Origin of the sequence: Euzebya pacifica (genome assembly GCF_003344865.1) — a bacterium.
GTDB lineage: Bacteria > Actinomycetota > Nitriliruptoria > Euzebyales > Euzebyaceae > Euzebya > Euzebya pacifica.
Window position 1 is genome coordinate 1675110 of record NZ_CP031165.1, and the last position, 16461, is coordinate 1691570.

11 protein-coding genes are annotated in these 16461 nt (G+C 70.5%); 2 read left to right on the forward strand and 9 right to left on the reverse strand.

Annotation, left to right across the window (positions count from 1 at the left end):
* Positions 1–22: 22 nt before the first annotated feature.
* The 4 genes from DVS28_RS06960 to kynA form a co-directional block, all read right to left on the reverse strand.
* A complete protein-coding gene (locus DVS28_RS06960) occupies positions 23–331 on the reverse strand; it encodes a hypothetical protein (RefSeq protein ID WP_114590819.1) in 309 nt (102 codons plus the stop codon).
* Positions 328–3657: a DEAD/DEAH box helicase gene (locus tag DVS28_RS06965; RefSeq protein WP_164710045.1), complete on the reverse strand. Its 3330-nt coding sequence runs from the start codon at positions 3655–3657 to the stop codon at positions 328–330. Before DVS28_RS06965 ends, DVS28_RS06960 begins: the two co-directional genes overlap by 4 nt.
* 325 nt (positions 3658–3982) lie before the next feature.
* Complete coding sequence (locus tag DVS28_RS06970) at positions 3983–5734, reverse strand: M14 family zinc carboxypeptidase (protein ID WP_114590821.1); 1752 nt, start codon at positions 5732–5734, stop codon at positions 3983–3985.
* Positions 5735–5846: 112 nt separating this feature from the next.
* On the reverse strand, positions 5847–6764 hold the full coding sequence (gene kynA, locus DVS28_RS06975; protein ID WP_423784729.1) for a tryptophan 2,3-dioxygenase: 918 nt from the start codon (positions 6762–6764) through the stop codon (positions 5847–5849).
* A 7-nt stretch (positions 6765–6771) separates the two neighbouring features.
* On the opposite strand from kynA, the gene DVS28_RS06980 reads away from it, so the two are divergent.
* Positions 6772–7854 carry a potassium channel family protein gene (locus DVS28_RS06980; protein ID WP_114590823.1) on the forward strand — a complete coding sequence of 361 codons (1083 nt, stop codon included), beginning with the start codon at positions 6772–6774 and terminating at the stop codon, positions 7852–7854.
* A 79-nt stretch (positions 7855–7933) separates the two neighbouring features.
* On the opposite strand, the gene DVS28_RS28230 is transcribed toward DVS28_RS06980, so the two are convergent.
* Positions 7934–8452, reverse strand: a complete 519-nt coding sequence (locus tag DVS28_RS28230) for a hypothetical protein (protein ID WP_164710047.1) — start codon at positions 8450–8452, stop codon at positions 7934–7936.
* A gap of 177 nt (positions 8453–8629) precedes the next feature.
* Here DVS28_RS28230 and DVS28_RS06985 point away from each other — a divergent pair, with 177 nt between their 5' ends.
* The gene (locus DVS28_RS06985; protein ID WP_164710049.1) at positions 8630–11887 is read left to right on the forward strand and encodes a M14 family zinc carboxypeptidase; all 3258 of its coding nucleotides are present in this window, start codon (positions 8630–8632) and stop codon (positions 11885–11887) included.
* 66 nt (positions 11888–11953) lie between these two features.
* On the opposite strand, the gene DVS28_RS06990 is transcribed toward DVS28_RS06985, so the two are convergent.
* The 4 genes from DVS28_RS06990 to DVS28_RS07005 all read right to left on the reverse strand — a co-directional run bounded on the left by DVS28_RS06990 (position 11954) and on the right by DVS28_RS07005 (position 16461).
* Positions 11954–12541 carry a GNAT family N-acetyltransferase gene (locus DVS28_RS06990; protein ID WP_114590825.1) on the reverse strand — a complete coding sequence of 196 codons (588 nt, stop codon included), beginning with the start codon at positions 12539–12541 and terminating at the stop codon, positions 11954–11956.
* 36 nt (positions 12542–12577) lie between these two features.
* Positions 12578–13360 (reverse strand): glycerophosphodiester phosphodiesterase, encoded by a 783-nt coding sequence (locus DVS28_RS06995; protein WP_164710051.1) that lies wholly within the window; start codon positions 13358–13360, stop codon positions 12578–12580.
* A gap of 102 nt (positions 13361–13462) precedes the next feature.
* Positions 13463–14095, reverse strand: coding sequence for a trimeric intracellular cation channel family protein (locus DVS28_RS07000; RefSeq protein WP_114590827.1), 633 nt, complete (start codon positions 14093–14095; stop codon positions 13463–13465).
* 50 nt (positions 14096–14145) lie between these two features.
* On the reverse strand, positions 14146–16461 hold the full coding sequence (locus tag DVS28_RS07005; RefSeq protein ID WP_164710053.1) for a M14 family metallopeptidase: 2316 nt from the start codon (positions 16459–16461) through the stop codon (positions 14146–14148).

A 16461-nucleotide genomic window follows, 5' to 3' on the forward strand; every position in this document is an offset into this window, starting at 1 on the left:
TCGTGTCGCTGGATGTCCGCGGTCAGTCGGTGAACTCCTCCAGGAGCTCCTCGGGCTGGATCAGGCCACCGGCAGCGGCGAGCGCACCGGACAGCTGGACGGCCCGCTCGTAGACGGCGGAGAAGTAGTGGGTGGCGATGACCTCGTGGCCCGGCAGCGGGGGCACCCCGAGGGAGTGCACGACCGCGGCCGCCTCGGAGGTGATGCGGACGTCCTGCTTGGCGGGCGGCAGCTTGTCGACCTCGCCCCAGAAGCCGACCTGCTCCTTCTTCTTGCCGCGCCGGCGGCCGCGGGAGCCGCCCTTGCCGCGACGTCGTCGTGCAGCGCTCATACAGACACCTTCTCGGGGGTCGTCTCTTCCAGGTCGTCCTCGGTGATGAGGGTGTCCTCGTCGATGCCGAGGACCTTCTGCAGCTGGGTGGAGTCGAGGTCGCCGACCGAGCTGGACTTGGGCAGCGCCATGTCGGCGATCCGCCGCTTGCCCTGCACGACCTCCTCGACCCGTTCGTCGACGGTGCCGGGGCACACGAGGCGGTGGGCCACGACGGTCTTGGTCTGGCCGATGCGCCAGGCGCGGTCTCGGGCCTGGTCCTCCACCGCCGGGTTCCACCAGCGGTCGTAGAGCACCACGTGGCTGGCCGCGGTCAGGTTCAGCCCCGTCCCACCGGCCTTCAGCGACAGGACGAGGGCACCCGGGCCCTTGCCCTTCTGGAACTCCTCGATCATCCGGTCGCGGGCACCGCGAGCCAGGCCACCGTGGTAGCAGTTGATCTCCACGCCCTTGCGGGCCGACAGGTACGTGGCCAGCTTCTCGCCCCACGAGGCGAAGTGGGTGAAGATCAGCACCCGCTCGTCGGCCTCGAACACGTTGTCGACGATCTCGTTGAGGCGGGCCAGCTTGCCGGACCGGCCGTCGAGCGGTCGACCGTCGTCGTTGTAGGCGGCCGGGTGGTTGCAGATCTGCTTGAGCGCCGTGATGGCGGCAAGCACCGCACCCTTCTTCTTGGGTGCGCCGTCCTCTGCGGCAGTTTCCACGACCAGGTCGTCCAGCACGGCCTGGTACAGCCCGATCTGCTCGGGGGTCATCGAGCAGTGGTCGAGCGTGTCGATGCGGTCGGGAAGCTCCGCGGCGATCGACGGTTCGGCCTTGGTGCGGCGGTAGACCAGGACCCCGTTGAGGGTGCGCAGCGCCTCCTCCGCGGTGGACCGGCCGGCACCCGCGGTGCGGGACAGCTGTGCCACGAAGGTGGCGCGGTCACCCAGCAGTCCGGGGTTGGTGAAGTCCAGCAGTGCCCACAGGTCGCCGAGGCCGTTCTCGATCGGCGTACCGGTCAGCACGACCCGCGAGTGGGCCTCGAGCCGGCGCAGCTGCTGCGCGGTCTCGCTGGCCGGGTTCTTGATGGTCTGGGCCTCGTCGAGGACGACCTTGCCCCACTGGGTCTCGGTCAGCGCCTCGATGTCGCGCACCGCGGTGCCGTAGGTGGTGAGGATGACGTCGGCCTTCTCCACCACGCCCTTCAGCTCGCGCTTGCCGGCGCGACCGGGCCCGTGGTGGATGACGACCTTCAGGCCGGGGGTGAACTTGCGGGCCTCCGCGGCCCAGTTGCCCAGGACCGCCGGCGGGAGGATGGCCAGATGGGTGCCGGTGCCCGTGGTGAGGGCGAGGTGGGCCAGCAGGGTCGGGGTCTTGCCCAGGCCCATGTCCAGGGCCAGGCAGCCACCCAGCCCGGCGTTGTGCAGGAACTCCAGCCACGCCAGCGCGTCGGCCTGATACCCACGCAGCTCGCCGTGGAAGCCCTCGGGCGTCGTCGGCGGGTGCTCGGGGATGTCCTTGGCGGACTCCAGAAGGTTGGCAGCCCAGCTGTCGCCGGCGACGGAGATGCCGCCCAGCAGGGGCGTGCCCTCCAGGCCCAGCGCATGGCGCAGCATGTCCGCACCGGTCAGCCGCGTCTGGTCGGCGCGTTCGGCGAGGGCCTGCGCAGCGGCCTCGAGGTCGGCCTTGTCCAGCTCGACCCAGCGGCCGTGGGCCTTGACGAGCGGCCGCGACTCGCTGGCCAGCGCCATGATCTCCTCCGCCGACAGCTCGACGTCGCCGAACACCGCGGACCAGGCGACCGTGGTCAGCTGGCGGGCGCCGACCACGCTCTCCTGCGTGTCGGTGGACGTCAGCCGGAGACCGGGCTTGGGCTTCTTGCGCGACAGCGGCGGGACACGCATCTCGAACCCGGCAGCCGAGAGGATCGGTCCGGTCTCGGTCATCAGGTCCCACGCCTCGTCCTGGCTGAGGATGACCTCGCCACGACGTTCGGCCTTGCCGCGCTCCAGCGGCTTGTACAGCCCCTCGAGGCGGTCCAGCTCGCTCTTGATCTGCTCACGACGTGATGCCGGCGCGTTGGACATGGCCGCGTCGACGGGCTCGAGCTTGCGGTTGGCCCCGACGGCAAGGGTGCGCAGGTGCCAGGCGTTGCCCTGGTCGGGCGGGTCGAGCTGCACGACCAGCTTGATGGTGGACGTGCCGGTCACGTGCTTGGCCCAGGTGGCCATGCCCTTCATCAGCTCCGACCCGCGCTGGGTCGGGGCGTCGAAGACGGTGCCGTCCATCAGCGCCAGCACGGCCTCGGCGACCTCGGTGGCCGACCGCGGCTTGGGCGGCGGGGCGGGCACCTCGACGCGGGCAGCGGCGTCGGTGCAGATCGCGTCGATGACGTCGGAGACGACCAGCTCGGTGAAGGCCCGGCGGTCGTTGGACTTGGTCAGCGCAGAGACGACGCCCGGCATGACGCGCGACAACGACTGGAACTCGTCGTGGTCGATCAGGGCGGGGGCCCACCGGACCCGGAAGTGCGACCGCCCGTTGCCACCCTTGGCCTTGCCCTCCTTGAAGCGGTGCAGCTGGGGGACCATGCGGCCCTGGGCAACCAGCCGGACGGCCAGTCCGGCGGCCAGCCCGAGCCAGGTGACCGACGGTGCGACGGCCTCGTCCTCGTGGGTGGTGCGCATCGTGACGAGCCAGCCGAGGGCCTGCTTGATCGGCGCGTGCACCATGGGCGCCTTGGTCCCGTCGGGAAGGACGAGCGGGTCGCGCTCCTCCCAGCCGACGCCGCCGGCGCCGACGGTCTGCAGCCGCTCGGTCAGCTGCTCGATCGACTCGGCCTCGGTCTTGTTGCCGGCGGCCCAGGCGATGACGTGGCCGTCCAGCCAGGACAGCTGCAGGGCGACGGTGCCGGGAGGCTCCTCCTCGTCATCGTCGTCATCGTCGTCGTCCTGGTCGTCGGCGGTGCTGTCCTGGGCCTTCTGACCCCTGCCCTCGTGGGCGGCGTCGGTGTTGTCGTTGCCCTTGGCGTCGGCCTTCGGTTGCGGGCGGACGGGCTCCTCGCCGACCAGGTCCTTGAGGGTGACGTCGATCAGCAGGCGTTCGGCTTCGAGGTCACGCAGGACGAGCTTGCGTTCGGGCCCGTCGACGCTGCTGCGGGCGCGGTCGATGGCCGCGTCGGTCCGACGCAACAGGCGCTTGAGCGCGAGGATCCACTCGGGTTCGTGGTCCTCCAGGAAATCGAGCTCGTCCTCGGTGGCGGTGCCGTCGATCTCGGCCATCGCGAGGCGCTGGAAGTCCTCGGGCGGGTCGACAGCAGGCCTCGAGGGGCCCGGGGTGATCATGGTGCTGATCGGGATCGCCTTCGTGTGTTCGGCAGATGGGAGCTGGCTCGGTCGGCACGACGCCCGCGGCGGGTTGGTCGTGATGCCAGCCACGCAATCGACAGCCCTCTGGGACCACCGACCCGTGTGGCGACTGGATCCCGGCGGGATCGACAGTGACCGATGGGCTCAGCATACCTGTCACCTCCTCGACCTCACAGCCCGCCGTCGCAGCTCGCCGTCCCAAGCGGTTGTCCGGGCCCGTGGTCGTGCAGGTCCCGCCGGCACAACACGACGGCCCGCGGGTCCAGCGAAGGACCTGCGGGCCGTGTCGGTGCGCGTCGGGTCAGGCGATGACGACGTCGAGGGTCAACGCCTGTCCGCGAGCCACCTCGACGTCCTGGGTGTGCGTGCCGGCGGCGGTCGTCACCGTCATCCGGTAGGTCTCCACCGCGTTGCCGATCTCGGCGATCGGACGGGTGGAGGGGTTGACGTGCCACTCCCACGCGCCGGTCGGGCCGACCTCCAGCGTCAGCTCGATCGTCTCCTCCAGCTCGCTGGCCATGGCCGTCAGCTGGCCGGTCCCCTGGTACTCCTCCAGCCCGGCGAACGGGGTGGTGAAGGTCTTGGCCAGGGTGATCGTGCCGGCCAGCGGGGCCCCGCCGGCGTCGGTGATCTTCCCCGTCAGGGTGGCGAAGCAGGGGTCGTCCGCGGCGTACTCGGCGGTCCGCAGGAACATCTCCATGACCTGCGGCCACTGCGTGCCCGGGCCGTGCAGCGAGAAGTAGCCGGGGTGGAAGGAGGTCGAGTGCTCGATGACGTAGCCGAGCGTCCCGGTGGCGGCGTAGGCCCAGTCGTTGGACGTGCCGAGCGTCGGGTACAGGCCCAGGCCGATCTTTGATTCATAGCCGACGAGGTCGTCGGTCTCGGTCGCCAGGCTCATCGCCGCGCCCATCTCCTTCAGCAGGGCGTCGTCTGGGCAGGGGGCGGTCGTGTGGCCCCACGGGCGCAGGATCAGCCGGCCCGAGGTGTGGTTGGACAGGTAGGTGATGACGTTGTTGTGCAGGAAGAAGTCACGGTTGTTGGCGACCTCGGGCTCGCTGAACGGCTCGGTGCCGTAGTAGGTCTGGTCCAGCGGGTTGGATGACGTCGACGCGTAGATCGGCGCGTCGATCCCGTTGACCAGCGACCCGGTGGTGCCACCCCACAGGTAGGCGTAGTTCCGGTTCGGGTCGACGCCGTAGAAGATCGGGGAGTCCACGCCGGTTGTGACCAGCGGGTTGTTGCGCTGCGTCTTGCGGACGTAGGCGCCCTGCCCCCCGGCCACGATGCCGAGGTTGGAGTTGTCCAGGACGGTGCCGTCCCAGCTGCGGCTGTACTCGAACCCGTCGACGTTGATGACCGGCACGATCCGCACCTTCACACCGGCCAGCATCGCGGTCACCCGGGGGTTGCCGGCGAAGGCCTCGTCGACCAGCCAGCGGGCGAACAGCGCAGGGTACTCCGCGGCTGGCCACTCACGGGCGTGGTGGCAGCCGTCGAAGTAGGCGATGCCGCGGCCGTCGCCCTCCTCGCCCATCCAGATCTCCACACCCTTGACCTCACGACCCTCGAAGGAGCGGAGGGGCAGGGTGAACGGGCGGGCGTTGAGCGTCGCGTGCTCGGCGGTGTCCCGCTCGAGCTGTTCGAAGACGGCGTGGAAATCGGCGAGGTCGCGGTAGTCGGTGACCATGCCGGGCACCGCGACCGCCGCGGCGCTGACCGATGCCGACCCGGTGGACGCCGATGCCGCCTCGTGGGCCAGCAGGTCGGCGATGCGGACCTCGTAGGGCATGCCGGTGGCCTGCAGGCGAGCCAGGTCACCGGGCCACAGCAGCAGCTCGGCCCCGCCGTCGACGATGGCGTGGGTGTCGTCGAAGTTCGCCAGGGCCGCACGATGGCGGTCGGTGCGCGGGAAGGCGACGACGACCTGCAGCACGTCCTTCAGCGTCGAGGGCAGCACGCTGACCGAGCTGGCGGCCGCGGTGGTGGCCCCCATGCCGATCGCGCCCATGGAGAGTGCTGCGGCGCGGAGGAACGAACGGCGGGAGATGGCCATGGCGATGGTCCTCGAACACGAGAGGGGAATGGGGTCGCCGTGTGGTTCGCCATCGAGGTGGCTTTCTCCTGCTGAAGATCACCGCCTGCTTGAGATCACCGCGTGGTCGCCATCAGAGGCTGGTGCGGACGTCCCACAGCTCGGGGAACAGCACGACGTCCAGCATCCGTCGCAGGTAGCCGGTGCCCGAGGTGCCGCCGGTACCGCGCTTGGAGCCGATGATCCGCTCGACGGTGGTGACGTGGTTGAACCGCCACCGGCGGAAGTAGTCCTCCAGGTCGACCAGCTTCTCGGCCAGCTCGTAGGCCGACCAGTGGGCCTCGGGGTCGCGGTAGATGGTCTCCCACGCGGCCCGGACCGACTCGTGGGGCTGGTAGGGCTGGGTCCAGTCGCGGTCCAGCACCGAGGGGTCGATGTCCACGCCGTGGTCGGCCAGGAGGATCAGCACCTCGTCGTACAGGCTTGGGGTCTCCAGGTGGACCTGGAGCAGCTCGACGACCTCGGGGACGTGGCTGTGGGGCTGCAGCATCGAGGCGTTCTTGTTGCCGACGAGGAACTCGATGGCGCGGTACTGCCAGCTCTGGAAGCCCGAGGACTCGCCGAGGTCCTCGCGGAAGGTCGTGTACTCGCTGGGCGTCATCGTTCGCAGCACGTCCCACGCGCCGTTCAGCTGCTCGAAGATCCGCGCGACACGGGTCAACATCTTGAAGCTGGGCCGCATGCGCCCGTCCTTGATGGCGTCGCGCGCCGCGACGATCTCGTGGATCGCCAGCTTCATCCACAGCTCGCTGGTCTGGTGCTGGATGATGAACAGCAGCTCGTCGTGGGCGCTCGACAACGGGGCCTGCGCGTGCAGCACCTCGTCGAGGTGCAGGTAGTCGATGTAGCTCATCCGTCCCTCGAAGCGCATGCGGGCGCCTTCGGTGGACGGGTCGTAGGGCTGCGGTGCGTCGCTCATCGGGGTCGAGGCTACGCCCCCGGGCCGCAGGGTGGGGCCCGCAACACTCCTGTCACCGTCGGGACCTACCATCCGCGCGATGATGCGGGAAGGGCAGGCCGCAAGGGCGCCGATCCGTCGGCTGCGCACCGCGGTCGTGCTGCTGCTGACCACGATCGTGGTCGGCGTCGTCGGCTACCTCGTGCTGGGTGCGCCGACCGTGGCCGATGCGGTGTACATGGTGGCCATCACCCTGTTCACCGTCGGCTTCGGTGAGGTGTTCCCGCTGACGGAGACGGGCCGGTGGTTCACCGTCGGGTTGATCGTCGTCGGCTTCGGCTCGGCGACGTTCAGCGCGGTGTCGGCCATGGAGGTCATCGCCGACGGCCATGTGAAGGCCCTGCTGAGGAGGAACCAGATGGATCGTCGAATCGCACAGCTGCGGGGCCACGTGATCGTGTGTGGCTACGGGCGGGTGGGCCGACACCTCGTCGGTGAGCTGGCGGCGGCCGGGCACGGGTTCGTCGTGGTCGAGGCGGGCGAGGCGCGGGTCGGCGAGCTGCGGGAGGCCGAGCACCTCTACGTCGATGCCGATGCCACCGAGGAGCTGACGTTGCACGAAGCCGGGATCGAGCGGGCAGACGCCCTGGTGGCCTGCGTGGCCGACGACGGTGACAACGTCCTGATCGTCCTCACCGCCAAGGGCCTCAACCCCGAGGTGCAGACCGTCGCCCGCGTGAAGGCCGACGAGAACGAACCGAAGCTGCGTCGGGCGGGTGCTGATCATGTCCTGGTGCCCACCGCGATCGGCGGTCGGCGGATCGCGGAGATGTTGACCCGGCCCGCCGTGGGCGCCTACCTCGGCGAGGTCGGCGTGCACGACTTCGACTACACCGTGGCGCAGGTCACGCTGGTGGAGTCCTCCGAGCTGGTCGGCCTGACCGTCGCGGAAGCCCGACTGCGGCAGGAGCACGGCTGCTCGTTGCTGGCCCTGCAACGTCCCGGCGACCCGATGCCCGCACCCGACCCTGCACCGGGGGACCGGCTCGAGGCCGGGTCGACGCTGGTCGTCATGGGCGGGGTGGCCCATGTCGACAGGTTGCAGCGCCGCCACGGCGGCCGTGGGGTGATGACGAAGGTGGTCAGCCGCGGCCATCGGGCAACGCCACGACGACCCCGATGAGGCCGCCGGGCCGCCACGCCCCAACGACGACGCCCGCCACGACGTGGGGTCGGGGCGGGCGTCGCGGCTTCTGGACTGTCTAGCTGGTCCTGAGGCTCGCGAGGGAGACGGTCAGGTCGATGTCGCCGGGGGTGGAGATGTAGTTGCGGATGTGGACCTCGAAGGTCTCGCAGTGCTTCACCTTGCCGGCGGTGGCCTGCTCGCCGTTGCCATCCAACGGGTTGAAGTTGTGGGATCCCTCCACCAGGGCCCCGTTCTTGTAGATGTCCATGTCGATGTCACCGGTGTGCTCCCAGTCGATCCGCACGCTGGGCGTCGCGGCGACGTGGTCGGGGTTGACGTCGACCAGGATCGTGTAGACGTCGGTGGCGGCTTCCTGGAAGCCCAGCGGGTCGGGCTCGCCACCGAGGCCGAGCGGATAGGGGGACATGGCCGTCGGAGTGGGGACGGTGTCGGTGAGACCATCGGTCTTCACGACGAAGTCCGCGGCGTCGACTTGGTCCTGGGTGCAGGGCTCGGAGACCGGAACGGGGTCTGCCCCGGCGGGGATGGCGGTCAGCAGCATGGCGACGGCGGCAAGGGACACGAGGGTGCGCACGGTTGGGCCTTTCGAGATCGATCGGAGTGCCCCGGGGGTTCGCCACGGACCGCTCGAGTTCCTGCCGAACGGAGGAAGGCATCGTTCGAGGTCCCGGCCGTAAGGAGACGGACTGGGGGTCCGTATCGCCAGGTCGTACCCTCTTCGTTTCGCCGACACCTCCAAGAAGGACAATTCGTGCCCCTGACTCGCCCCTCCTTGTTCGTGCTGGGAGTGCTCGCGCTCTTCCTCGCCGTCCTGCAGGCCCCACCCGCGTCGACCCAGGAGGCCGTCGCCGAACGGGGACTCGTGGACGACATCGTCACGGCAGCCCAGCTGCCGGCCGACATCCTGGCCCAGCTCCCCGCCACCGCCGCAGAAGCGGGTTTCGCCTACGCGCCGCGCCTGGTCGAGGTCCGCGTCTCCAACGCCGAGGAGCGCTCGGCGCTGGTCAACTCCGGTCTGGACGTGACCGAACACGCCGGCGACAACTTCCTCGAGGTCGTGCTGTACGACGCCGCGCAGGAGCAGGTCATCAACGACCTGGGGCTGGACTACCACGTCGAGACCCCCGACCTGATCGCGCAGGAGCGGGACCGCATCCTCGCCGACGCCGCGTACTTCCAGCAGACCGACGAGAGCCCGCTGCCCAGCGGTCGCACGACCTACCGGGTCCTGGCGGACTTCGGGGCCGAGATCGACCAGCTGGCGGCCGACAACCCCGACCTCGTCAAGCGGATCTCCGTCGGCGAGTCCATCGAGGGCCGGGACCTGACCGGGGTCGAGATCGGCGTCGGCGTCAACGAACCCGAGGACGGCCGTCCCGTCTTCCTGATGTTCGGCAACCACCACGCCCGCGAGTGGCCGTCGGCCGAGGCCCCGATGGAGTTCGCCCACGACCTCGTCGACGACTTCAACGCCGGTGACGCCCGGGCGGTCGACCTGTTGACCCGCACGCGCGTCATCATCGTCCCCGTCTCCAACCCCGACGGCTACGAGATCTCCCGCACCCAGGGTGACCTGATCGACCTCAACGGCCTGGACGAGGGCGGCACCGTGTCGCTGCTGGCCACCCCCGGTGGCGCGTACAAGCGCAAGAACTGCCGCCTCGTCGACGGGCAGACCCAGCCCCCGGGCCCCTGTGCGCTGGCGTTCTCACCCGGTGGATTCGGCCTCGGCGTGGACCTCAACCGCAACTACGGCGCCCTCTGGGGCGGTCCGGGTGCTGCCGGCTTCATGCCCGACGCCAACGAGGTCGAGGTTGGCCTCGCCGACCCGACCTACCACGGCCCGGCCCCGTTCTCCGAGCCCGAGACCCAAGCGATCCGCACGCTGATCTCCACCCGGCAGGTCACCACGCTGATCTCCAACCACACCTACTCCAACCTCCTGCTGCGCCCCGTCGGCGTGAACCCCTCGACCATGCACCCCGACGGGTTCCCGGTCGGGTTCGCCCCCGACGAGTGCTTCGTCCAGGAGGACGGGCTGGACAACGGCATGCAGGCGCTGGGTGAGCGCATGACCGCCCAGACCGGCTACTCCAACCAGTTCGGCTGGGAGCTCTACGACACCACCGGCACCACCGAGGACTACAGCTACAACGCCACCGGCGGCTACGGCTACACCTTCGAGATCGGTCCCAACCAGTTCCACCCGCCGTACGAGGAGTACATCGCGGAGTACACCGGCAGCGCCGACGCGGCACAGGCCGTGACGCTGGACAACATGTCGGACCTCACGACCGCGGTCGGTCGCAGCTGTGGCGACAACGTGGCTGCCGAGTCCGTCGGTGGCGGCCTGCGCGAGGCCTACTGGCTGGCGCTGGAGAACGCCGCGGACACCAGCACCCACTCGGTGCTGGAGGGCACCGCCCCCGAGGGCGCCGAGATCGGCGTCACCCGGACCGGCACCTTCCCGCTGTGGGACGGCACCCCGTTCGAGGACACCGTGACCACCACGATGACCGTCGAGGAGTCCGGTGCGTTCACCTATCACGTCAACCCCTCGACCCGTCCCTTCGTTGACGCACGTGCCTACCTGCCCGAGGGCGAGGTCGTCGAGCCGGAGGTGACCGTCCTCAGCGAGGAGCAGCGGACCGGCAACACGGCCGGCCCGGCCGTGGGCAGCGAGGACGTGCCGATCGAGGTGCCCGAGGGCGCAGACGCGCTGATCGTGCACGTGACCGCCGACGCCCCCAACGACTACGACATCCAGCTGTTCGACCCGCAGCTCGTGGAGGTCGACTCCTCCGCCAACCAGGACACCGACGAAACGGTGGAGGCCATCAGCCCGTCGGGGATCCAGGCCGGCGAGTGGGTCGTCCGCATCAACAACTACCTGGCTGCCGGTGACTGGACGATGGACATCACCATCGGCACGGTGCCGGAGGTCGACAGCAGCGAGGACGAGCTGCTGTTCACCCCGCGGACCGAGGAGCTGTGGACCGTCACCTGCGCCATCGACGGCGAGGTCGTGGCCACCGGCGATGTCGCGGTGGCCCGTGGCGAGTCCGCCGACCTCGGCGACTTCTGCGAGGCCGGCGTCGGCACGAACGTCACCCGACTGTCGGGCGACAGCCGCGTCACCACGGCCATCGACGTGTCCCAGGACCGGTTCCCCGAGGACGACTCGGCCGGTGCCGTCGTGCTGGCCCGTGGCGACGAGCCCTCCGGCTTCGCCGACGCGCTTGCCGGTGGCCCCCTGGCCGTCGAGACCAACGCCCCGCTGCTGATCACCAACCCCGACAGCCTGCTCGACATCGTCGCCGAGGAGATCGACCGCGTGCTGCCCGACGGTGCGACGGTGTACCTGCTGGGTGGCGAGGCCGCGCTGGCCCCGTCCATCGAGGAGGACCTCGACGCGGCCGGGTACGAGACGGTCCGCATCGCCGGCGTCGGCCGGCACGAGACGGCGGTGGAGATCGCCGACCAGCTCGGCAACCCCGGCCTGGTGCTCGTCGCGACCGGCGGGACCTTCCCCGACGCCCTGGCCGCAAGCGCTGCGGCCGGCGCCAACGACGGTGCGGTGCTGCTGACCGGCAGCGGGGAGCCGCACCCGGCGACCACCGCCTACCTCGACGAGCACGACCCGGCCGAGGCCCTCGCGGTCGGTGGCCCCGCTGCGGCGGCCTACCCGGACCTGGAGTCCGTGGCCGGCCCCGACCGTCACGCCACGTCGGTGGCGGTGGCCGAGCGGCTGTTCGACCAGCCGACCGTGGCCGGTGTCGCCCGCAGCGACGCGTTCCCCGACGCGCTGTCGGGTGGTGCCCACATCGGCGCGCTGGGCGGCCCCATGCTGCTGAGCCAGACCGACGGGCTCGACCAAGGTGTGGAGGCCTACCTCTGCGGCCTCGACGCCGACGAGGACATCTACCTCTACGGCGGCACCTCGGCCCTCGCGGCCAACGTCATGACGGCCATCCAGTCCGCCGTCGGCCCGACGGGCTGCACCAGCTAGTCCGTCAGCTCCGGATCACCGACGCCCCGCCGACCCACGTCGGCGGGGCGTCGTCGTCTCCCTGTGTCATGTGGCCGATGGGGACGTGGGGCCCCACTCCTCGCGGAGCAGCGCGTAGTCCATGCCGTCCAGCCATTCGCCCGAGCGGTGGAGTGAGTCCTTGAGCGTGTGGGCCTCGCGTCGCATGCCGACCCGCTCCATCAGACGCCAGGACGCCTGGTTGGCGGCGAAGCAGCTGCCCTTCACGCGGCGGAGGCCGAGGTCCTCGAAGCAGAGGCGGATCAGCTCCCGGACGGCCTCGGTGGCGTAGCCGTGGCCAACGTGGTCGGGATGGAGGGCCCAGCCGATCTCGGCCTGTACGCCGGCTGCCCGATCCGCGACCTCGGCCTGGCCCCAGGCGTCCTCGACGCGCAGCATCAGGTCGCCGATCACGTGACCGTCGAGCTCGACGACGAGCGTGGCGACCAGGCGGTCGGGATCGACGAAGGCGTCCCGGTACTCCTCGACGGAGGCAGGTGCCCGTGTCAGCCAGCGGTTGACCTCCTCCAGCCGGCGAAACGCCCAGGTGGCGTCGATGTCGGCGGGGGTTGCCCGTCGGATCGACAACCGCGTGGTGCGGTACGGCCAGGGCACGGCGAGCAGCGGGTCGTCCATGGGCCCATCATCGCGCTCCGGCCGATCCCGGGACACCTACCGGTCGGCCGGCTCCGGGGTGGCGATCCGCCGGGGATCGTCGGTGACGATCGTGGACACCCCGTAGCGGAGCAGGCGCTCGGCGAGGCGTCGGCTGTTGACGGTCCAGGTGCGGACGACCAAGCCGTGGTCCAGCAGTCGTCCGACCGACCGTGCGGACTGCAGCGAGGAGTGGTGGGGGTGGACCGCGGTCACGCCGAGCGCGTCCGCGTCGGCGAGGACCCGTCGGGTGCTGCGGGCCGGCGGGGTCAGCAGCGCCGCAACCCCTCGAGGGCCCTCGGTGCGGTCGAGGAAGGTCGCCACCGAATCGGCGTCGAAGGACGACACGGCCACGATGTCGTCATCGGTCCCCTCGGCAGCCCGAGCATCGAGCAGCGTCGCCACCGCGACGGCGGCCGCTCGGGCCGAGTCGAAGCTCGCCTCGCGCGGATCGTTCTTGACCTCGATGTTGAGGCCGAGCGTGCCGACGGCCAGGTCGAGCACCGCCTCGAGCGTGGGGACCCGGGTCCCGCCGGTCAGCTCCGCGGCGGTGATGTCCGCCGCGGTCATCTCCCGCACGGCCCGGTCCGGACCGCCGTAGGCCAGCAGGGTCTCGTCGTGGACGCAGACGAGCTCGCCGTCGGCGGACAGGCGGACGTCGAGCTCGACGGACGGCACCCCGTGCTCGATGGTCCACTCGAACCCGTCGATGGTGTTCTCCGGCGCGACGGCCTTGGCGCCACGATGCCCCTGGACCCAGTCCGGGTAACGGCCCGTCGGTACGTGTGTTGCGGTCTCCACGGGGCAGACGCTAGCGGGGCCCGGTGTCGCGACGGCAACGGGGTGGCGACCGGCCGCAGATCCCAGTCGATCTGCGGGCCCTGTTGCAGCTGGGACAGCGGCTCAGCTGCGGGCCGTGGGTGCACGCCATCGGAACCGCAACGCCAGCACGCGGATGCCGAAGACCGCGGCGACCACGATCGCCGCCGTGACGGCGTCGAGCGCGTCCTGCGGCCAGAGCACCACCACGGCGGTTGCCCCGAGTGCTGCGGGGATCGCGTAGAGGGTGCTGTCGGGCCTGAAGATCGCGGGGACGTCGCGCGCGAGCGTGTCACGGATCACGCCACCCCCGACCGCGGTGATCACGCCGAGCAGCGCGGCGGGAACGGCACCGAGTCCGTGGTCGAGGGCCTTCGCCGTCCCGACGACGCAGAAGAGCGCCAGGCCCAGGGCGTCGAACACCAGCACGGGCCGGCTGATGCGCTCGAGCGCCCGATGGCCCCCCAGCACGAGCACTGTCGCGATCAGCGGCACGATCAGGTAGGTCTGGTCCCGGAACGCCGCGGGCGGCGTGTCGCCGAGCAGCACGTCGCGGGTGATGCCGCCGCCGAGGGCCGTCACGATGGCGAGGGCGGCGATGCCCACGATGTCGAAGCGCTTCTGCGCCGCCAGCTGCGCGCCCGACAGCGCGAAGACGAGCACGCCGGCCAGGTCGAGCACCCGTTCCAGCGTCGGGTCGAGTCCCGGCAGCGTCATGCCCTCACCGTACTCGTGGGCACGACGACCGGGACGGGTCCACCGCGCTCCTACCCGATCGTTGCCTCCTGGGTGGTGGCGGCGTTGCCGGCGGGATCGACCGCCAGCCAGCGGACGGTCGTGCCGTCGGGGAACGCCAGCGTCTCGCCACGCTCGCGGATGCCCGCGGCCATCCACCGGGTCGAGTCCTCCGTCGGAGTCGTGCCGTCGGTCGTGTAGTAGACGTGCGCTGGCTCCGACAGCGCGAAGGTCCAGCCCTCGCCGTCCTCGACGAGGGTCGCGGTCGGCGGCGTGTTGTCGCGGCCGTAGTCGGCGGCGATGGCCCACATCTCCGTCACGCCGCTGGCGTACTCCATGTACTCGGCTTCGGCCTGGGCCCACGACGGCTGGAAGGACCCCGAGGACCAGGTGCGGGTCGTGGTGTTCCACACGGCACCGCCGACCTCCCAGCCGAAGGCGTAGACGTCGTGGTTGACGTACAGCTCCTCGCGGACGTTGCCGGCCGAGCTGTACAGCACGTCGGAGGACCCACCGACCTTGTCAGGCCGCACGACGGTGTCCTGGAAGACCTTGACCTGCGACAGGATCCGCTCGGCCATCTGCCAGTAGTAGGCCTCGTCGCCCAGCGGCGGCCGCGTCGGGGTCTGGCGGCCGTCGGCGATGTAGGCACCGGGCTGCCAGAACAGCTGCCCGCCGTTGGAGTGGATGGTCATGAAGAACCGGATGTTGTCGTTGGCCTCGACGAGGTCGACGACGTTGCGGGCCTCGGGTTCGCTGAGCTCCTCGTAGCCGGCGAAGGTCGAGGACGTGCAGGTCAGCGATGCCCCGGCGAACCCGTCGTGGACCGAGGCCACGGAGTAGGCGCGGTTGAGGTCCACACCCCAGCTGTCCCGGTAGCCGGGGTCAGCGCGTTCCTCGGGGCAGTGGTTGGTCAGGTTCTTGCGCTGCAGGTCGTAGTCGAACATCGAGTAGTGCGACCCATCGGGGTTGTTGGACGGGATCACCCAGATGTCGACGTTCTCGATGATGTCGGCGGACGTCGGGTCGGTGTCACGGTTGGCGAGCAACCGCTCGACGGCCTCCAGCGCGACCAGCGGCGGCACCCATTCACGGGCGTGGTCCTGAGCGATGATCAGCACACCGGGCTTCGAGCCGTCGCGGTGCGCACCGATGCGGATGGCCCGGGGGGTGAAGGGGCCGCGCTCGATGTCCTTGGGTGCCGACAGGTTGTCGGTCAGGGTGACCGGGCCGGTGGGTGTGACCGTGCCGCCGTCGCCGGACGTGCGGTAGGCGTGGGCGGCGACGACGTCACCGGCGTCGCGGTTGAGGGCCTCGATGACGTCGGCAGCGGTCGTGGTAGCAGAGGCATGGACGGTGATGTCGGTGCCGTCCACCGTTGCGGTCCCCGGGTCGGTGCCGTCGTTGGTGATGGTCACGGTGACGTCGTTGCCGCCCTCGTGGCCCCAGGCGACCGAGGAGACGACCACGGCGGAGCTGCCCGTGCCGATCGTGGCCTGGGCGTGCCGCTGGTAGCCGTTGGTCGGGTTGGGCAGCTCCACGATCTCGGCGATGTCGCTGTGCTGGGCGGCCAGCGCCTCGATGCGGTCGAACAGCTCGGTCGGGTTGCGGTAGCCGTCGACGAACCCGGACTGGTAGCCGTCGCGCTCCAGCGGGCTGTCGACCTCGTCCTCCAGCCACGTGGTGACGGGGGCCGTGTCGGTGCCGCCCAGGGCGGAGACGACGGTGACCTCGGTCGGTTCGACCTCCACGGTCGTGAGGACGCGGTGGTACATGTACTCGCCCGAGTCGGTGAAGGCCGTCATCACCTGGGCGCCGCCGACGGGGAGGACCCCACCGTTCCAGGTCAGCAGCAGCGCCGCGCTCGCGTCGGCGAGGGTCGACTTGGCCTCCACCGACAGGAAGCCCTGGCCCTTGGTGGTGAAGTAGTCGACGCGGCCGACCGTGACCTCGTCGAGGACCATCGCCCCGCCCAGGACACTCTCGCGACGGGGGAAGTCGGCCGCGGCCGCACGGGCGTCGAGCCCCTCGCGTTCCCAGCTGAACCGGTCCTGCTCCTCGATCGGGTGCACGTCGTGAAGGGCGAGCACCGGCAGGTCGGTGTCGGCGACGACGATCTCGACCTCGAAGCCGTCCGGCACGCGTTCGACGTCGTGGGTGACGTCGAACCCGGCCTCGTTGAGGTCGTCCATCACATCGCTGCCGGGGACGTGGAACCACCGCGACTGGCGGTCGGGTGTGGCCTCGGCCGGGTTGCGGCCGTCGTCGGGCGTCGCCGCCAGCGCGGTGAGCGCAAGGACGGGGACGAGCAGGGCGGAGAGGAGCGTCAGCAGCAGGGTGCGGTTCAT